The 17922-nt window shown below is 71.4% G+C and carries 15 protein-coding genes and 2 pseudogenes; 13 read left to right on the forward strand and 4 right to left on the reverse strand.

Annotation, left to right across the window (positions count from 1 at the left end; genetic code table 11):
* Both ABZ646_RS20270 and ABZ646_RS20275 read left to right on the forward strand, forming a co-directional pair.
* Positions 1-2263 (forward strand): annotated as a pseudogene (locus ABZ646_RS20270) (family 2 glycosyl transferase); the annotation flags it as partial.
* A complete protein-coding gene (locus ABZ646_RS20275) occupies positions 2260-3753 on the forward strand; it encodes a DUF5719 family protein (protein WP_360520409.1) in 1494 nt (497 codons plus the stop codon). The pseudogene ABZ646_RS20270 and the gene ABZ646_RS20275, both read left to right, overlap by 4 nt.
* A 14-nt stretch (positions 3754-3767) precedes the next feature.
* On the opposite strand, the gene ABZ646_RS20280 is transcribed toward ABZ646_RS20275, so the two are convergent.
* Both ABZ646_RS20280 and ABZ646_RS20285 read right to left on the reverse strand, forming a co-directional pair.
* On the reverse strand, positions 3768-4826 hold the full coding sequence (locus ABZ646_RS20280) for a DegT/DnrJ/EryC1/StrS family aminotransferase (protein ID WP_360520412.1): 1059 nt from the start codon (positions 4824-4826) through the stop codon (positions 3768-3770).
* Positions 4827-4841: 15 nt separating this feature from the next.
* Positions 4842-5807 carry a GDP-mannose 4,6-dehydratase gene (locus ABZ646_RS20285; RefSeq protein ID WP_360520415.1) on the reverse strand — a complete coding sequence of 322 codons (966 nt, stop codon included), beginning with the start codon at positions 5805-5807 and terminating at the stop codon, positions 4842-4844.
* A gap of 247 nt (positions 5808-6054) precedes the next feature.
* Between ABZ646_RS20285 and ABZ646_RS20290 the strand changes: the two genes are divergently transcribed.
* The 4 genes from ABZ646_RS20290 to ABZ646_RS20305 all read left to right on the forward strand — a co-directional run bounded on the left by ABZ646_RS20290 (position 6055) and on the right by ABZ646_RS20305 (position 10086).
* Positions 6055-7458, forward strand: coding sequence for a hypothetical protein (locus ABZ646_RS20290; protein ID WP_360520418.1), 1404 nt, complete (start codon positions 6055-6057; stop codon positions 7456-7458).
* Between the two features lie 204 nt (positions 7459-7662).
* Positions 7663-8685 (forward strand): fructose-bisphosphatase class II, encoded by a 1023-nt coding sequence (locus tag ABZ646_RS20295; protein WP_360520421.1) that lies wholly within the window; start codon positions 7663-7665, stop codon positions 8683-8685.
* A gap of 40 nt (positions 8686-8725) precedes the next feature.
* Positions 8726-9526: an HAD-IIB family hydrolase gene (locus tag ABZ646_RS20300; protein ID WP_360520424.1), complete on the forward strand. Its 801-nt coding sequence runs from the start codon at positions 8726-8728 to the stop codon at positions 9524-9526.
* The gene (locus tag ABZ646_RS20305) at positions 9523-10086 is read left to right on the forward strand and encodes an NUDIX hydrolase (protein ID WP_360520427.1); all 564 of its coding nucleotides are present in this window, start codon (positions 9523-9525) and stop codon (positions 10084-10086) included. The genes ABZ646_RS20300 and ABZ646_RS20305 overlap by 4 nt, the downstream gene beginning before the upstream one ends.
* 9 nt (positions 10087-10095) lie before the next feature.
* On the opposite strand, the gene ABZ646_RS20310 is transcribed toward ABZ646_RS20305, so the two are convergent.
* Complete coding sequence (locus ABZ646_RS20310) at positions 10096-10548, reverse strand: metallopeptidase family protein (RefSeq protein WP_360520447.1); 453 nt, start codon at positions 10546-10548, stop codon at positions 10096-10098.
* A 247-nt stretch (positions 10549-10795) separates the two neighbouring features.
* On the opposite strand from ABZ646_RS20310, the gene ABZ646_RS20315 reads away from it, so the two are divergent.
* The 7 genes from ABZ646_RS20315 to ABZ646_RS20345 all read left to right on the forward strand — a co-directional run bounded on the left by ABZ646_RS20315 (position 10796) and on the right by ABZ646_RS20345 (position 17698).
* Entirely contained in the window at positions 10796-11272 is a 477-nt protein-coding gene (locus ABZ646_RS20315; RefSeq protein ID WP_360520430.1) for a DUF3499 domain-containing protein, read from the forward strand.
* A 172-nt stretch (positions 11273-11444) separates the two neighbouring features.
* Positions 11445-11615 carry a Trm112 family protein gene (locus ABZ646_RS20320; RefSeq protein WP_007382472.1) on the forward strand — a complete coding sequence of 57 codons (171 nt, stop codon included), beginning with the start codon at positions 11445-11447 and terminating at the stop codon, positions 11613-11615.
* A 68-nt stretch (positions 11616-11683) separates the two neighbouring features.
* Entirely contained in the window at positions 11684-12811 is a 1128-nt protein-coding gene (locus tag ABZ646_RS20325) for an SIS domain-containing protein (RefSeq protein WP_360520433.1), read from the forward strand.
* 154 nt (positions 12812-12965) lie between these two features.
* Entirely contained in the window at positions 12966-14117 is a 1152-nt protein-coding gene (gene manA / locus ABZ646_RS20330) for a mannose-6-phosphate isomerase, class I (RefSeq protein ID WP_360520436.1), read from the forward strand.
* A gap of 135 nt (positions 14118-14252) precedes the next feature.
* Positions 14253-15233: a cation diffusion facilitator family transporter gene (locus tag ABZ646_RS20335; RefSeq protein ID WP_360520439.1), complete on the forward strand. Its 981-nt coding sequence runs from the start codon at positions 14253-14255 to the stop codon at positions 15231-15233.
* A 269-nt stretch (positions 15234-15502) separates the two neighbouring features.
* Positions 15503-16960, forward strand: coding sequence for an adenosylhomocysteinase (gene ahcY, locus ABZ646_RS20340; protein WP_360520442.1), 1458 nt, complete (start codon positions 15503-15505; stop codon positions 16958-16960).
* Between the two features lie 117 nt (positions 16961-17077).
* Positions 17078-17698: a hypothetical protein gene (locus tag ABZ646_RS20345; RefSeq protein ID WP_360520445.1), complete on the forward strand. Its 621-nt coding sequence runs from the start codon at positions 17078-17080 to the stop codon at positions 17696-17698.
* Here ABZ646_RS20345 and ABZ646_RS20350 read toward each other — a convergent pair.
* Positions 17695-17922: pseudogene (locus tag ABZ646_RS20350) on the reverse strand (hypothetical protein); the annotation flags it as partial. The gene ABZ646_RS20345 and the pseudogene ABZ646_RS20350 sit on opposite strands and share 4 nt — an antisense overlap.

The raw sequence follows: 17922 nt of genomic DNA on the forward strand, positions 1-17922 counted from the left end.
TGATCAGGTGGTCGGCGCGCTCGCGGGCGGCGCCCTGCTGCCCGCCCCGGCCGGCGCGGGCGCCCTGTGGTCGAGCTACCTCGACGCCTGGCACGCGGTCGGCGCCGGCGGCACCCCGGCCGCGCCGCCCTACCTCGCGATCGTCGCCTCGCTGGCCACCGTGCTGTTCGGCTCGACCGGACTCGCCGTCACCGTCCTGCTGGTCGCCTCCGTACCGCTGGCCGGGTTCACCGCCTACTTCGCCTCCCGGCCGCTGGTCACCTCGCGGCTGCTGCGCGCCTGGGCGGCCGTCGCCTACGCCTTCCTGCCGGCCGCCACCGGAGCCCTGGCCGGCGGCCGTATCGGCACCGCCGTCCTCGCGATCCTGTTGCCGCTCATCGCCCGCGCGGGCGTCGCGGCCGCGGGCCTGGCCAACTCCTCGGGGGCCCGTGGCAGTTGGCGCGCCACCTGGGCGTACGCGCTGCTGCTGACCATCACCACCGCGTTCACCCCGATCGTCTGGCCGATCGCCCTGGTCCTCGGCGTCGCCGTACTGGCCGTCCGCCGCACCGACCCGGTCGCCTCCGGACTGCGGCTGCTGACCCAGCTCGGTACCCCGCTGCTGATCCTCGCCCCCTGGTCGCTGACCCTGCTGCCGTCCGGCTTCTTCAAGGAAGCCGGACTGGAGTACGGCGCCTCGGCGGCCTCCGCCCTCGACCTCCTCGGCGCCAGCCCGGGCGGCCCCGGCACGCTCGACGGCCTGATGCTCATCGGCGTCGTCCTGGCCGCACTGGCCGCCCTGCTGCGCTCCGAGCGCCAGACCGCGATCCGCACCGCCTGGGTGGCCGCCCTGGTCGGCCTGGTCTTCGCGGTCCTCTCCAACAGCTCCGCCTGGGCGGGCCCGGCGACCCTCGTCTACGGCGTCGCGCTCCTGTCCGCCGCCGCGCTCGGCGCCGACGGCGCACGCTCGCGGGTCGCCGAGCAGAGCTTCGGCTGGCGCCAGCCGGTCGCCGCCCTGATCGCCTTCGCCTCCGCCGCGGGCCCGCTGCTCCTCGCCGCCGGCTGGATGATCGCGGGCGCCGACGGCCCGGTCGAGCGCCGGGACCCCGCCCAGGTGCCCGCGTTCGTCGCCGAGGACAGCACCACCAGCGACCAGGTCCGCACCCTCGTCCTGGACAGCGACAGCACCGCACACGTGGACTACATGCTGGTGCGCGGCTCCGGCGCCCGCATGGGAGACGCCGAAGCGGTCGCCGCCGACGGCGAGAACGCCGAGCTGGACAAGGTCGTCGCCAACCTGGTCGCCGGCTCCGGCGCCGACCAGGCCGACCAGCTCGGCGGGTTCGCGGTGCGCTACGTCCTCGTCCACAAGGGCGCCCCGCGCGACATCGCGCGCGTGCTGGACGCCACGCCCGGCCTGACCCGGCTCAGCCAGCAGGACGGCAGCGCCCTGTGGCGGGTCGACCGGCAGGTCTCCCGCGCGATGATCGTCTCCGCGAACGGCTCCGCCACCCCCGCCTCGGTCCCCGCTGGAGCAGTCGACATCCACACCACGATCCCGAGCGGCGCCGACGGCCGGATCCTGCGCCTGGCCGACACGGCCGCGCCCGGCTGGACGGCCACCCTGGACGGCAGGCCGCTCACCCGCACCACCGTCGACGGCTGGGCCCAGGGCTTCGCACTCCCCTCCTCCGGCGGCAGACTGGACGTCACCTACGACACCCCGTTCACCCACACCGCCTGGCTGTGGGCACAGGGCGCGCTCGCCGTCGTCCTGATCGTCCTCGCCCTGCCCGGCCGCCGCCGCGACGTCGACGACGACCTCCCCGAGGAGGAGCCGATCCCCGCCCAGGCCACCGAGGGCGAGGGCCGCCGCGCCCGCCGCCTGCGCGCCCAGGCGGAGGCCGAGGAGGAGGCGGCCCCGCAGGACGAGGACGCCGGCCACCCGGCCGCCGCGGAGGGGGCGCAGGAGCAGACTCCGGCCGCGGTCCCGCAGCAGCAGTCGTACGACGAGTGGGACCCCGCCTCCTACCCCCAGGCCGACGGCTACCACACCGGCTACGCCGACCAGTACCAGAGCACCGGCCAGTACCAGCAGGGCTACGACCAGCAGACCTACGACCCGTACCAGACCGGCCGGTACGACCCGTACGGCTACGGCGGGCAGCAGGGGCAGGGGACGTACGACCCGACGTACCAGCAGGGCTACGACCCCGCCTATGACCCGGCCGCCCAGCAGAACCACGGCACCGGCGGCGAGCACCACGACGGGAGCCAGCAGTGAACCGCACCACCCTCTCCCTGTTCGCCGGTACGACCGCGCTCGCGGCGATCACCGGGTTCGCCGTGCTCGACCAGCCGGCCACGTCCTCCGCGCACACCGCCGAGGCGGCCGCCCAGCTGCCCGTGGAGCGCACCAGCCTGCTGTGCCCGGCGCCGAGCCTGTCCGACATCGCCGACACCTCGTACACGTCGTTCACGCCCGTCACCAAGGGCACCACGAACGACGGCAGGGCCGGACTCCAGGCGGCCACCGAACAGTCGGCGGACGGCACCGGCAGCAGCGGCGGCAAGAAGAAGACCGCCAAGCCGGTCCTGACGCCGAAGGCACCCGGAACACCGGCCACCGGGGACACCTCGGGCGCCGACGGGCCCGCCTACGTCGGTACCGCCGAGGGCAAGTACGCGCCCGGCTGGACGGTCCAGGAGACCACCGAGGTCGCCGCCGGCACCGGACGCGGCCTCCAGGGGGTCAACTGCACCGGCGCAGACACCGACTTCTGGTTCCCCGGCGCCAGTACCGCCGCCGGCCGCACCGACTACGTGCACCTCACCAACCCCGACGACAGCGCCGCCGTGGTCGACGTCGAGCTGTACGGCAAGGACGGCCAGCTCAAGTCGACGGTGGGGGAGGGCATCACGGTCCAGCCGCACGCCAGCGAGCCGGTCCTGCTGTCCACCCTCAGCGACGAGCGGCAGACCGACCTGACCGTGCACGTGAACGTGCGCAGCGGCCGGGTCGGCGCGAGCGTGCAGGCCCTGGACGACAAGAGCGGCGGCGACTGGCTGGCCGCCGCCGACCCGGCGGGCAGCCTGGTGCTGCCGGGCATCCCCAAGGACGCCACCGACGTCCGGCTGATCGCCTTCACCACCGGCGACACGGACGCCGACCTGAAGGTGCGCCTGGCCTCCCCGGACGGCCTGATCACCCCGGCCGGCAACGAGACGCTGCACGTGAAGGCCGGCATGACCACCGCGACCGACCTGGGCCCCGTCACGCGCGGCGAGGCGGGCTCGATCGTCCTCACGCCCACCGACCAGTCGGTGCCGGTGGTGGCCGCGCTGCGGGTCACCCGTGGCAAGGGCGCCAAGCAGGAGACCGCGTACATCCCGGCGACCGCGCCGGTCGGCACACGTGCGACGTCCGCCGACAACAGCGGCAAGGGCACCACCCTCTCCCTGACCGCCCCCACCGGTACCGCACAGGTGAAGGTCACGGCGTCGGCGGGCAGCGAGGGCGGCACGGCGGTGTCCAAGACGTTCACGATCAAGTCGGGCACCACCCAGGACGTCGACGCGCCCGTCCCGTCCGGCCTGAAGGGCACGTACGCGCTGACCGTGGAGGCGCTCTCCGGCGGCCCGGTCTACGGCGCCCGCACCCTGGCGGCCACCGAGGAGGGCGTCCCGGGCTTCACGATCCAGACCCTCCCGGACGACCGCGGCACGGTCGCCGTCCCGGTGGCGGACCAGGACGTGGCGGTGCTGCAGAAGTAGACCGGTGCCGGGGATCACCGCACCAGCTCGGCCACGGCCGTCACCTCCTCGGGGGTCATGTGCGACCAGGTCGGCAGCCACATGGCGGTGCTGGAGACCGCTGAGGCGACGGGGCAGGGCCGTGGGGCGTACCGGCGGTACAGCGGCAGATCGGACAGGGCCGGCCAGACGGCCCGGGCGTCGACGCTGTTGCGCCGGGCCCGGCGCACGGTGGCATCGCGCTCGTCGGAGGTGACGCAGTACAGCCAGCAGGACGGCGACGCCCAGGACGCTTTCGGACGCGGCAGGAAGCCGTGGCCGGTGAGGTGGGCGTCGTAGAGACGGGTGGCCGTGAGCCGGCCGGTCACCAGTTCGTCCCAGCGGTCCACCTGGGCCGCACCCACGGCAGCGGTCAGGTTGGTCATCCTGCCGTTGCGCCCGACCACTCGGTGGCGGTATCCGTCGCCCGCCCTCATACCGTGGTGCGCGATGAGGCGGACCCGGTCGGCGAGTTCCGGGTCGTCGGTGAGGACGGCTCCGCCTTCGCCGGAAGTGATCACCTTGTTCGCGTGGAAGCTGAAGACCGACGCCGTTCCGAAGGCGCCCGCGGTCCCGTCGGCCGTCCGGGCTCCGTGGGCCTGGGCCGCGTCCTCGACGATCGGGAGACCGAGTTCGGTGAGGCGGCCGTAGTCGCATGGATGGCCCATGAGGTCCACGGCGATGACGGCCCTGGTCCGGGGCGTCAGCAGTGCGGGAACCGCTTCGGGGGCGATGGTCCAGCTCTCGGCGTCGATGTCGCAGAGAACCGGTGTGGCTCCCACGTTCAGCACCGCGGCCGCCGGAGCCGCGAAGGTGAGTGCGGGAACGACGACTTCGTCCCCGGGGCCGACGCCGAGTGCGCAGAGGAGTATCTCCAGAGCTGTGGTGCCGCTGGAGAGGGCCGTTGCGGACAGTCTGCCGGTGCGTTGTTCGAGCGCCCGTTCGAAGACGTCGACGTAGGGGCCCGTGCCGGATATCCACCCCGATGCCATCGCTTCCCTGACGTTCTCGGACTCCTGGCCGCCCAGCGTCGGCTGGGACAACGGGAACCTCATGCCGGCCCACCTCGCTCACGGTCGTCGGTCGAATGAACGCCGCGGTGTCGGGTCGCCCGCGACCGAAGCGGTGACCACCCGCTCGGCGGAAGTGACCACGCCCCCTGTGCCGAGGATGTCGGCGAGGCTCGTGGCGAGAGGGATGGCGGCCCGCCATCCTGTCCGCGACCAGGTCTTCCTGGTGTCACCGATCAGGCTCGGCGCGTCGGCGTCGCGGTTCAGGCCCGGGTCCTGCCGGTACTGCAGCCGGGGGTCGACGAGAGAGATCATCGTCTGCACGACGGTGCGGACCGGGACGCCGATCCCGGAGCACAGGTTGTAGACCTCGCCCGGGCTCCCGTGCTCCATCAGCGTACGGAGGCCGCGAACCGCGTCCCGGACGTCCAGGTAGTCCCGTCGAGCGTCCAGGTTTCCCACGCTGATGTGGCCACCGCCGGACCGCGTGGCGGAGGCCAGGCGGCGGGACAGGGCGGGGACCAGGTAGTCCGCTCCCTGCCCGGGCCCGATCACGTTGAAGGGCCGGATGACGATCGCCGGCAGTCCGTACCTGGTCAGGTAGTGGCGCGCCATCGATTCGACCGCCAGTTTGCTGGCTCCGTACGGCGAGACCGGGGCGGGCACCCGCTCCTCGTCGATCGGCGAGTCCAGACGGGCCCCGTCGAACACGCTTGCACTGCTCATGACGATGGTTCTGGCGCCGGGGCAGGCGGTCCGTACGGCCCTGAGGAGCGAGAGCGTGCCCCAGGCATTGGTGAGCCATGTCCGTGCGGGGTCCTCCCACGACCGTCGGACACTGGCCTGGGCCGCCAAGTGGTAGACGTGAACCGGCCCGACCTCGTCCAGTACCCGCGTCAGCCGTGCCGTGTCGTTGATGTCGCAGTGCGGCAGGTCGATCTCTGTCACCTCCTCGTTCATGGAACGGAGGAGAACGCACAACTGGGAGCCGATGAAGCCCGAGGCCCCGGTGACGACAACGTTCATCGCAAGGTACTCGGCAAGATCATGTCTCTCCAGACGCTGCCCGTCGAGTGGGCTGGAATCATAGAGTGCTGTCACCGCGCCTGGTCAACAGGGCATTGACCGAACGGGATTGAGCAGCCGTCAAACCTCGGGGGGCCGGATACCCGGGCGGGGTCGTCCCGCCGCGGATGCGCCCGATCCGCGTGCCGAGCCGATACCTTCGAAGCGGATCGTTTGCCCGCCGCCGCAGCTGCCGGAGGAGTCTGTCGTGGACCATCAGTTGGCAGTGCTCACCGACATCGGCGACGTCCCCGAGCCGCCCGCCGCCGACCGGCTTCGCATCAGCGGTTGCTCGGTCGTGGTCCATTTCGCGCATCGGCTGACCGAGGGGTCGGACTTCCCTGAGGCCTTCGCGAGCGGAGGCCTGCGCGAGATCGAGGACGACCGCTCGTACCAGAGCAAGGTGCGGCCTGGTTCCGGGCTGATGTACTCCGCCCTCTTCGACGCCGGGCCCCTGCCCGCGGCACTCGCGCGGATCGTCGGCAGCGGTCACTCCGCCGGACTGCGGCAGGCCGCGCTGACCCTGGGCGGGGAGTACGTGGTGACCGCCCTGCCCCTGCTCCTTTCGGTTCCTGGACCGATCACGCGGGAGGCGGCCGTGATCGAACTGTCCTCCCCCCTGACGATCGACACGCTTCTCCGGTTCGTCTCCTTGCTCGGCGACCCGGAGATCTCCCGGATTCTCGCCGAGCAGTCCGCCGGGGAACTGGCGCGAGCCGCCGGACTGGCACGCGACACCATCGACCGGACGTGGCTCGTGGAGGGCTCCGTCGCCGTCCAGGTGTGGAATCTCGACGGAACCCAGAACCGGGCCACCGCGAATCTGTACCGGGGTGTGGAGGAATCCGCCGACTACGCCTGGGAGATATCCGCGCTGCTCTCCTACGCGACGGACCATCTGCTGGAGGACGGCCTGTGGCTGCGCCGCAGTCCGCAGAGCGTGTTCGGCCATGTCCGCACGGGCATGGCCTTCTTCGACGACCACATGGTGTTCGTCAACGCCGACTGCTGCCTGGAGATGGCACATCTGCCGGCGTGGCTCCGCGGAAGGTCGCAGTTCCGTCTGTCGCAGTACGGGTACGACTCGTCGTCCATCTTCGTGTGGGCGGTGGGCATTCTGCGCAGGGTTGTCTGTGACGATCTCAGCGCCCGTTACCGGTCGATCCTCAGGGATCTCGCGATGCGGAGCGCCATAGGCCCGGCCGAGCAGTCGCTGCTGACCCGCCGGCGAGTCCAGCATGCCGCGCTCATCGACCGGTGCACCGGTTTCCGGGAGAAGCTGATCGAGGGCCGGAACCGGAGTCTGGACGAGTGGACGGTACAGGAGCGGCCCTCCGGCCAGGTGCTGGCCGGGCTCTACCGGGACATGGAGAAGTGCGAAACGGTCTCGCTGAGCCTTCTGCGGGTGCGTGAGGAACAGGAGAAGAACCGGCGCGACTCCTTGATCGCGGTCATGGGGATCGTGCTCGCCGTCGTGCAGATCCCTGACTTCGTCAACCAGGTGGCCGACTGGCTGGACACCCGGCGATGGGGACTGTTGGGGGCGTCGGCAGCCTTGATCATCGTGCCGCTCGCCGTACTCCTCAGGGAGCGACGGCGCAGGTCACGGTGAAGGTCCGCCGACGCCAGGGGTTACCGGAGAGGGAAGATGAACGAGGTTCTCAGCAGAGCTGTCCAGGCGTGTGACGAGCGCGTGGTAGAGGTCGCCGTCCACTGGTCGGACCAAGGTGGCGGGCATGCCGACGGAACCGGTGGGCCGGGCGTCGGGACACCGGACGCGGCGGAGGCGCAGGAGGACGCCCACCTCGTCGCCGCGATGGCCTCGGCCGCCCTGGGCGCCGCGGAGGCCCGAAGCGGCTTCGCCGACGGCATGTCGTTGAACGACCGGAAAATCGCTGTGGACGGGGCGGCCACCGAGGCAGCGGAGAAGATCCTTCGCCAAGCCCCCTTCCGCATCCGTGTCGCGGCGGGAGAAGGAGAACGCGACGACAGCCCGGGTGCCCACAGCGGTCAGTGGCTGGGTCTGGAGAACGGGACGCTGCCCAAGGTCGACGCGGTCTTCGACTACGTGGACGGAACCGAACTGGTCGCGGAGAACCTTCCGGGGGCGTTGACCCTGGGCGGCTTCGGCGGCGACGTCCGGGCGGTTCCGGACCTCCAGGCGTACGCCGTCCTCGCCCCGGTCGATCTGCTGGAGGACCTCGACCTCGGGCCCAGTCCCGAGGTCTCCGTCATCCCGGTGCTGGACCGCATCGCGAAGGCCGTCGGCAAGAGTCCGGACACGCTGACGGTCTCCACTCATTCCGTCGCTTCCAAGCCGATGCACAGCACGCTCGTCGAGCTCATGCGGGGACAGGGGAGTGAGGTGCTCGTCCCCGAGCGCGTCACCGTCGAACCTCCGTACCTTCTGTCACTCATCGGGCTGAGCCGACCACGGATCGACACGATGATCGGTGCCATCGGCCTGTCGGAACTGGCCTTCGCCGCCGGCCTGATCGATCTGATCGCACCTGATCTCGGCTTCGTCTTCCGTCTCGCCTCGATCGCAGGGCCACGGGCGGAGCCGGAGTTGACGAATCTTGACGCATTGTTCAAATTTTCCGAAGATGAGGAGATTGCCCTCCGGCGGAGCGGCTGGGACAAGGACCGCCCCTATACGAGCAAAGATCTGGTGCGCCCGGGAAGCAGCCGGGGGGCCGCGCTGTTCGCTGTCACGGACAATCCCGCTCTGGGCGTCAGCGCGCCGCGTCCCGACGAGAAGGGCGTGGTCCATGTGGAGGGGTTCCTGGTAAAGCCGGCCGCAAGGGTCGGCAGAATCAGGCTCGGCTACCGGCGATGAGTCCCCGGCCGGCGACGAGCACGAAGAGAAGGATTGCGCATTGGAACCGTCGACTCGCATCGTGGTGTTCGACCTGGACGACACCCTCGCCCTCTCCAAGGCGAAGATCTCTCCCAGAATGGCCGAGTGCTTGATGCGACTCCTGGCCCAGCGGCACGTCTGCATCATCTCGGGCGGCCGGTACGAACAGTTCCAGACCCAGGTGCTGGAGGAACTGCCGCTCACGGCCGACCTCGCGCAGCGGCTCCACCTCATGCCGACGTGCGGTACCCGCTACCTCAGGTGGGAGTCGGGCGGCTGGCGGGACATCTACTGCGAGAACCTCACCGAGGAGGAGAAGTCCCTCATCGTCGGCGTGCTCACCGAAGGGGCGAAGGCGCTGGGGCTCTGGGCGGAGGACACCTGGGGCGAGGTGATCGAGGACCGGGGCAGCCAGGTCACCTTCTCGGCGCTGGGGCAGCAGGCCCCCCATCAGGCGAAGGCCGCCTGGGACCCCGACGGGTCGCGCCGCCGGGCCCTGCGGGAGTACGCCGCGCAGCGCCTGCCCGACCTGGAGGTCCGCAGCGGTGGCTCCACCTCCATCGACGTGACCAAGAAGGGCATCGACAAGGCCTACGGCATGCAGCGGCTCCTGGAGCACCTGGACCTGCGGGTGGAAGAGGTCCTCTTCATCGGGGACCGGCTCGACGAGGGCGGGAACGACTACCCCGTCAGGGAGATGGGCGTGCCGTGCGTCGCCGTCACCGGCTGGGAGCAGACGGCCGACTACATCGACACTCTCCTGGGAGCGGACGTCGACCGCCCGGTCCTCCCGCTGCTGGCCCCTCTTGACCTGCGGTGACCGAACCCTGGCCGGGCCGGTGCCGGTCCGGTGGGCCCGGGGACTGGGAACAGCTCTCCCGGACCACGGTGTACGAGGCGCACGGCCGAGCCGTGGTGGAGGCGAGGTATCGCCTACCGTCCGGTGAGCAGGCCACGTTCGCTCTTCGTGAGGACCGGCCGAGCGTCGCGGTTCTCGCCCTCACCACGACGGACGAGGTCCTCGTCACCCGGCAGTTCCGGCCCGGACCCGGGCGATTCCTGTTCGAATTGCCCGGCGGGTACGTGGACACGGGTGAGACGCCCCTCGACGCCGCGAAGCGGGAACTGCTGGAGGAAACCGGGTACGGAGGCGACATCGAGGTGGTGGGGCACTGCTTCGCCGATTCGTACAGTTCGTCCGTGAAGTTCTGCGCGATCGGCCGGGCCTGTGCCCCGCGGAGTCGCCCGGACCCGGAGGGCACGGAGTTCATCGAGGTACTGAGCGTCCGGCCGCAGCGACTGCGTGAGCTGCTGCGGACCGGGGACGTCACCGACGTCGACCTGGCGTACCTGGGCCTGGACGCGCTCGGTCTGTTGTGACCGGAACGCTCAGTCCTCGCCGTACCGGGGATCCACCGTCTCCGGGGTGAGTCCGAGCAGCTCGGCGACCTGTTCGACGACGACCTCGTGCACCAGCGCGGCCCGCTCGTCACGCCCCTTGGTGCGGATCTCGACCGGCCGCCGGTAGACCACCACGCGCGCCGGGCGTCCCTCACGCGCGGGTATGACACCGCCCAGCGGCACCGCCTCGTCGCTCCAGCCCTCACCGTGCCGGTCCTGGAGACGGGGCACTTCCAGCACCAGGAAGTCGATGTCGGCCAGCTGCGGCCAGCGCCGCTCCAGGCGCTCCACGGAGTCCTGCACCAGATCCGCGAACGCGTCGGCGCGGCTCGCGGCCAGCGGCACCTGAGGCGGTGCGATCGGCCCGCGCATCCCCCGACCGTGGCGATCACGTCGACGAGGCCCGGGGCCGGCGGCACGGGGCGGTACACGGTTGTCCATCACTGCTGAAGCGTAGTCCTCGCGGGCGCCGCCCGCGCCGTTCCACGCTCCGACAGCGCTCGGCACCGCCCCGCCACCGCCCCGGCGACAGCTCGCAGGGTGACCGATCCGGCCAAGGTCAGGCTCGTTTCCGTATCTCTACAAGTCCGACGAGCTCAAGGCAATTGACAGTGTTTGTACCGGATCATGACCGGATGCGGTGCTGGCCGGTATTTCGGACGGCCCCGTCCGCGCAGGTCAGCAAGGTATGGCAGAAGGGGCGTGTGGGGCGTTTCACACTACGACACGGGGGAGTGACCTGGGGGAGAGTCGTCGCGGCCCGCTCAAGAGTGCGGTACCGTCCAACGTCGTGAGCCCTGTACGTCGCTGTTCGCGAACCGCCTGCGGCCGACCCGCCGTCGCGACGCTGACGTACGTCTACGCCGACTCGACCGCGGTCCTCGGCCCGCTCGCCACCTACGCCGAACCCCACTGCTACGACCTGTGCGCCGAGCACTCCGAGCGGCTCACCGCCCCGCGCGGCTGGGAGGTCGTCCGGCTCCTCGACGGCTCCGCCCCCGCGCGGCCGACCGGTGACGACCTGGAAGCGCTCGCCAACGCGGTGCGCGAGGCGGCCCGCCCCCAGGAGCGGGCGGCCGAAGCGGGCGGCGGCGGACGTGGAGCGGACCCCCGGGAGGTCGCGCGACGCGGCCATCTGCGGGTGCTGCGCTCGCCGGACAACTGACGTCCCGGGCAATTCCCCTCCCGCTCGGCGTGGTTGGTCTCCGCTCGCGTCCCGTTGGCGCCGGACCCCACTCCCCGCCGACTCCGACACTCCGCTGTCACCGGCGGTACGCTGACCAGGCACATCCGCTGACGTCCACCTCCATCAGAAACTCCCCCCGAAGGGAAACCCCATGCCGCTCGAAGCCGGCCTCCTGGAGATCCTCGCCTGCCCGGCCTGCCACGCCCCCCTCAAGGAGCAGGACACCGAGCTGATCTGCACCGGCCAGGACTGCGGCCTGGCGTACCCGGTCCGCGACGGCATCCCCGTCCTCCTCGTCGACGAGGCCCGCCGCCCGGCGTAAGCAGCAACCCACAACCGCACACGCACCAGGACCAAGGACCAGGACCCCGGCGACCGGAGGCCGCTCCCATGCTCGACGAATCGCTGCTCGACACCCCGGAGGCCCTCGCCGAGGCCGACCGCCGAGGTCTGCTGCGCGGCGCGGCCGAGGCGGGCGCCCGCGTCCGTACCGCGGCCCGGCACGCCACCGAGGCCGGTGTCCAGGAGCTGAAGCCGGACGGCCGTCCGCGTGCCGTCCTGATCGCGGGCCCCGGCGTCGCCGCCACCCACGCCGCCGACCTCCTCGGCACCCTGGCCGGACCCGGCAGCCCCGTCATCCGCCTCGCCGCCACCGGCGTCGCCCCGGCGGCCGGCGCCCTGCGCTGGGAACTCCCCGGCTGGGCCGGCTCCGTCGACCTGCTGCTGATCGCCACCCCGGACGGCGCCGAACCCAGCCTCTCCCTCCTCACCGACCAGGCCTACCGGCGCGGCTGCGCGGTAGCCGCCGTGGCTCCCGCCGGTACCCCGCTCGCGGAGGCCGTGGCCGGCGCCCACGGCATGTTCGTACCGATGGCGACCGCCCCCTACGACCACGGCGAGCCGCTCGCCGGCTCCTCACCGGGCGTCCTGTGGGCGCTGCTCACCCCGCTGCTCGCGCTCCTCGACCGCATCGGTCTGGTCAACGCACCGCCGGAGGCCCTGGACAAGGTCGCCGACCGCCTCGACCACGTCGCCGAACGCTGCGGGCCGGCCATCGTGACCTACAGCAACCCCGCCAAGACCCTCGCCGCGGAACTCGCCGACGCGCTCCCCGTGATCTGGACGGAGGGCGACTCGGCCGGCCCCGCGGGCCGCCGCTTCGCCGCCGCCCTCGCCGAACTGGCCGGCCGGCCCGCGCTGGTCGCCGAACTCCCCGAGGCCCTGGCCGCGCACAACGCCCTGCTCGCCGGCCCGCTCGCCGCCAGCGCCGACCCCGACGACTTCTTCCGCGACCGCGTGGACGAGCCGCCCGCACTGCACGCGCGCGTGGCGCTGCTCCGGGACCGCCCCCTCGGCGGCCTCACCGCCGCACCCGCCGCCCGCGACCTCGCGCTGAGCCACGACACCCCGATCAGCGAACTGGAACCCGAGGCGGGCGACGAACTGGAGACCCTGGCGGAACTGATCGCCGTCACGGATTTCGCCGCCGTTTACCTCGCGCTCGCTTCGGGAGCCTGAGGTGGACACCGGCACCGGGCCCGTCGTACGAAGGGCGACGTGAACGTCGTACCGAAGGCGAACGGGTGGGGGAACGCACGGTGAACGCGTAAGCCACGCCGTGCCGTTGCCCGTGCTCACCTCAGTACGCACAGAGAACCGGCAGAGAGAAACCATGGACCGCCTCGACAACACCATCCGGCCCTACGCCTGGGGTTCCCCGACCGCCATCCCGAAGCTGCTCGGGGTCGAGCCGAGCGGCGAGCCGCAGGCGGAGATGTGGATGGGCGCGCACCCGGGCGCCCCCTCGCGCACCGCGCGCGGCTCGCTCGTCGAGGTCATCGACGCGGACCCGAAGGCCGAACTGGGCGAGGCGGCCGTGGCGAAGTTCGGCCCGCGGCTGCCCTTCCTGCTCAAGATCCTCGCCGCCGGCGCCCCGCTCTCCCTCCAGGTGCACCCCGACCTGGAGCAGGCCAGGGAGGGTTACGAGGACGAGGAGCGGCGCGGCGTCCCCGTCGGCGCCCCGCACCGCAACTACAAGGACGCCAACCACAAGCCCGAACTGATCTGCGCGCTCACCGAGTTCGACGGCCTGTGCGGCTTCCGTGCCCCGGAGCAGGCCGCCGGACTCCTCGACGCCCTCGGCATCGACTCCCTCAAGCCGTACGCCGACGCGCTGCGCGCCCACCCCGAGGAGGGGGCGCTGCGCGAGGTCCTCACCGCGATCCTCACCGCCGACCCCGAGGAGATGGCCCACACGGTCGCCGAGGCCACCGCCGCCTGCACCCGCCTCGGCGGCGACCACGCGCCCTACGCCGCCATCGCCCACCACTACCCGGGCGACCCCGGCGTGATCGCCGCGATGCTCCTCAACCACGTCCGCCTCCAGCCAGGCGAGGCGCTCTTCCTCGGCGCCGGCATCCCGCACGCCTACCTCGACGGCCTCGGCGTCGAGATCATGGCCAACTCGGACAACGTCCTGCGCTGCGGCCTGACCCCCAAGCACGTCGACGTCCCCGAACTCCTGCGCGTCGTCCGCTTCGAGGCGAGCGACCCGGGCGTGCTGCGCCCCGAGGCCGCCCCGGACGGCGAGGAGGTCTACGAGACACCGATCGACGAGTTCCGGCTCTCCCGGTACGTCCTGCCCGAGGGCGCCGCCGTCCACGACCTGACCCTGCCGACCCCGCAGATCCTGCTCTGCACGGCCGGTACGGTCCGCGCGGGTGAGTACGACCTGTCTCCGGGGCAGTCGGTGTTCGTGCCGGCGGCCGAGAAGGCCGAAGTGTCCGGCGCGGGCGCGGTGTTCCGCGCCACGGTGATCGTCTGAGCCGGAACGCACGGCCGGTTGGATTGTCGTACCGGGGTTGTGGATACCTGACGAGCCGCCTCCGGGCAGGGCTGCAAGAATGGCCCACCGGCAAAGCACGGGCAAAGACGAGTACCGAAGGGACCACGCGGACACATGAGCGCGTCAGGCGGCAGCAAGGCGATCGTGGCGGCACTCGGCGCCAACCTCGCGATCGCGGCATCGAAGTTCGTGGCGTTCGCGTTCAGCGGCTCCTCGTCGATGCTCGCCGAGGGCGTCCACTCGCTCGCCGACTCCGGCAACCAGTTCCTGCTGCTCATCGGCGGCAAGAAGGCCCAGCACGAGGCGACCCCGCAACACCCCTTCGGGTACGGCCGCGAGCGCTACATCTACGCCTTCCTGGTCTCGATCGTCCTCTTCTCCGTCGGCGGCATGTTCGCCATCTACGAGGGCTACGAGAAGATCAGCCACCCGCACCAGGTGGAGCACTGGTACTGGCCGGTCGGCGTCCTCGTCTTCGCGATAATCGCCGAGGGCTTCTCCTTCAAGACGGCCATCAGGGAGTCCAACGAACTGCGCGGCAAGCTGTCCTGGTCGCAGTTCATCCGCCGCGCCAAGGCACCTGAGCTGCCCGTCGTCCTCCTGGAGGACTTCGGCGCCCTCATCGGCCTGGTCCTCGCCCTCGGCGGCGTCGGCCTCGCCCTGCTCACCGGCGACGGCGTCTGGGACGGCGTCGGCACCGTCTGCATCGGTGTCCTGCTCGTCATGATCGCCCTCGTCCTGGCCGCCGAGACCAAGTCCCTCCTGCTCGGCGAGGCCGCCGGCGTCGAGGAGGTCAGGAAGATCGAGGCCGCGATCGTCGACGGCGACACCGTCACCGGCATCATCCACATGCGCACCCTGCACCTCGGCCCCGAGGAACTCCTCGTCGCCGCCAAGATCGCCGTCCAGCACGACGACACGGCCACCGAGGTCGCGACCGCCATCGACGCCGCCGAGGCCCGCATCCGCGCCGCGGTCCCCATCGCCCGCGTGATCTACCTGGAACCCGACATCTACAGCGAGGCCGAAGCAGCCAAGGGCCCCGACCCGGAAGCCACCCCGGGCGGCCCGAACCCCCACCCGGCCGGGCACTGAACCCGCTCCCGCCCTCTGGAACGGCGTGAACTGTTCGGGCTGGACTGGGGGCGGCCCGCTCCTCCGGTGTAGCTTGGGACGGAGCCAGACGTCGCTGCTGATGGCGGTCGGGCGGCCCGCACGCGGGCCGGCCGAGGGAGAGAGGGCCTCCGACGGACTGCGCTGCGCGTACGCGGGCATGCCTGTGTCCTCCTTGGGGCACCCCTGTGTCCGCCGCCGCGCAGACCAGCCGTATCCACCCTCGCCCCAACCCCGAGGAGCAGCTCACCATGACGACTGTCGACAACCGACAGGACTTCAAGGTCGCCGACCTCTCCCTGGCCGACTTCGGCCGCAAGGAGATCACCCTCGCCGAGCACGAGATGCCCGGCCTGATGTCGATCCGCAAGGAGTACGCCGACGCGCAGCCGCTGGCCGGCGCCCGCGTCACCGGCTCCCTGCACATGACCGTGCAGACCGCCGTCCTGATCGAGACCCTGGTCGCCCTGGGCGCCCGGGTCCGCTGGGCGTCCTGCAACATCTTCTCCACCCAGGACCACGCGGCCGCCGCCATCGCCGTCGGCCCGAACGGCACGCCCGACAACCCGCAGGGCGTCCCCGTCTTCGCCTGGAAGGGCGAGACCCTGGAGGAGTACTGGTGGTGCACCGAGCAGGCGCTGACCTGGCCGGACAGCCCTACCGGCGGCCCCAACATGATCCTCGACGACGGCGGTGACGCCACCCTCCTCGTCCACAAGGGCGTGGAGTACGAGAAGGACGGCAAGGTCCCCTCCGTCGACACCGCCGAGTCCGACGAGCACCGCGTCATCCTCGAACTCCTGCACCGCACCATCACGGACGGCTCGCAGAAGTGGACCCAGCTGGCCTCCGAGATCCGCGGCGTGACCGAGGAGACCACCACCGGTGTCCACCGCCTGTACGAGATGCAGCGCGACGGCCAGCTCCTGTTCCCGGCGATCAACGTCAACGACGCCGTCACCAAGTCGAAGTTCGACAACAAGTACGGCTGCCGCCACTCCCTGATCGACGGCATCAACCGCGCCACGGACGTCCTGATCGGCGGCAAGACCGCGGTCGTCTGCGGCTACGGCGACGTCGGCAAGGGCTGCGCGGAGTCCCTCCGCGGCCAGGGCGCCCGCGTGATCATCACCGAGATCGACCCGATCTGCGCCCTCCAGGCCGCGATGGACGGCTACCAGGTCACGACCCTCGACGAGGTCATCGACAAGGCCGACATCTTCGTCACCACGACCGGCAACAAGGACATCATCATGGCCTCCGACATGGCCAAGATGAAGCACCAGGCCATCGTCGGGAACATCGGCCACTTCGACAACGAGATCGACATGGCCGGCCTCGCCAAGATCCCCGGCGTCGTCAAGGACGAGGTCAAGCCGCAGGTCCACACCTGGACCTTCCCCGACGGCAAGGTGATCATCGTTCTCTCCGAGGGCCGCCTGCTGAACCTGGGCAACGCCACCGGCCACCCGTCGTTCGTGATGTCCAACTCCTTCGCGGACCAGACGCTGGCCCAGATCGAGCTGTTCACCAAGCCCGACGAGTACCCGGTCGGCGTCTACACGCTGCCCAAGCACCTCGACGAGAAGGTCGCCCGCCTGCACCTCGACTCGCTCGGCGTGAAGCTCACGACGCTGCGCCCCGAGCAGGCCGCGTACATCGGTGTGAAGGTCGAGGGCCCGTACAAGTCGGACCACTACCGCTACTGAGGTACCGCCGCTGAGCTCACCGAGGCAGGCCCCCGCACCCCCGTGCCGGGGGCCTGCCCCTTTGGCGAACCACCGGAGCCTCAGCCGAGCCTCAGCCCGTCAAGACCCAGGACCCCCATGCCCCGCGGCCGTTATTCGCTCCACGATCCGCACGATCACACCCCCCTCGGCGAAGAACACTTCCAGTGCGCCCCCGGCCCCTCCGGCTGGCGTTACGTCTCCCAGGTGACCACCCCCTCCGGTGACCACAGCGGTTCGGTCGATCTCGCCCTCGACGACCTCGGCCGCCCCATCCGCCTCGAACTCCACGCCGGGAGCTGGCAGGTGCGCGGCGCCGCCCTCGACGGCGTCACCTGGGTCCGCACGGATCCCACCGGCACCCATGCCACCGAAGGCAATGTGCGCGCCCACGCCTTCACCGGCACCTCCCCCGCGTTCCTGGTCGCCACCGCCCGTCTGCTGCGCCTCACCCCCTCCGCCGCCGCGACCCGCGTACGCCTCGTGGCCTTCACGGACCCGGTCCTCGCCCCCCGCACCGTGGACCAGTCCTGGGCCTTGCTGAGAAGAGAAGCACACGCCACTGACAACGGCCCGCTGACCGTCGACGAATACCAGGTCACAGCCCTGGACACCGGCGAGCAGCACACCGTGCACCTCACCGGGGACGTGGTCCTGGCAGCCCCCGGGATCGAACTGGAGGACCTGCAGTCACCCCCGTCCGCCTTCGACGACCTCTAGGCCGGCGGCACGAACCCGGTGGACGGACGCTCGGCTGCCGGGGCGGGAGGGGCGACGGACGCGGGCGCCTGGGCCTGGTCCACCGACTGGGGGTGGACCGGCGCCGCCGACCCGGGCTGACCATAGGGCGAAGGAGGTGTGGGGACCTGCGGCGCCGGAGGGGCGTAGCCGGTGCCGCCCCCGAAGGTGAAGATGACCGCCGAGCGGTAGCCGCGTTCCAGGTC

The sequence above is a fragment of the Streptomyces sp. NPDC007162 genome, assembly GCF_040634175.1.
Lineage (GTDB): Bacteria > Actinomycetota > Actinomycetes > Streptomycetales > Streptomycetaceae > Streptomyces.

What these genes read in the sequence shown, in the direction of transcription:
- ABZ646_RS20280 (WP_360520412.1), bottom strand. Translation starts at nt 4,826, where the DNA reads ATGAGGTTCCCGTTGTCCCAGCCGACGCTGGGCGGCCAGGAGTCCGAG.
- ABZ646_RS20285 (WP_360520415.1), bottom strand. Translation starts at nt 5,807, where the DNA reads ATGAACGTTGTCGTCACCGGGGCCTCGGGCTTCATCGGCTCCCAGTTG.
- ABZ646_RS20295 (WP_360520421.1), top strand. Translation starts at nt 7,663, where the DNA reads ATGGCCTCGGCCGCCCTGGGCGCCGCGGAGGCCCGAAGCGGCTTCGCC.
- ABZ646_RS20310 (WP_360520447.1), bottom strand. Translation starts at nt 10,548, where the DNA reads ATGGACAACCGTGTACCGCCCCGTGCCGCCGGCCCCGGGCCTCGTCGA.
- ABZ646_RS20315 (WP_360520430.1), top strand. Translation starts at nt 10,796, where the DNA reads ATGGCAGAAGGGGCGTGTGGGGCGTTTCACACTACGACACGGGGGAGT.
- ABZ646_RS20320 (WP_007382472.1), top strand. Translation starts at nt 11,445, where the DNA reads ATGCCGCTCGAAGCCGGCCTCCTGGAGATCCTCGCCTGCCCGGCCTGC.
- ABZ646_RS20325 (WP_360520433.1), top strand. Translation starts at nt 11,684, where the DNA reads ATGCTCGACGAATCGCTGCTCGACACCCCGGAGGCCCTCGCCGAGGCC.
- manA (WP_360520436.1), top strand. Translation starts at nt 12,966, where the DNA reads ATGGACCGCCTCGACAACACCATCCGGCCCTACGCCTGGGGTTCCCCG.
- ABZ646_RS20335 (WP_360520439.1), top strand. Translation starts at nt 14,253, where the DNA reads ATGAGCGCGTCAGGCGGCAGCAAGGCGATCGTGGCGGCACTCGGCGCC.
- ahcY (WP_360520442.1), top strand. Translation starts at nt 15,503, where the DNA reads ATGACGACTGTCGACAACCGACAGGACTTCAAGGTCGCCGACCTCTCC.
- ABZ646_RS20345 (WP_360520445.1), top strand. Translation starts at nt 17,078, where the DNA reads ATGCCCCGCGGCCGTTATTCGCTCCACGATCCGCACGATCACACCCCC.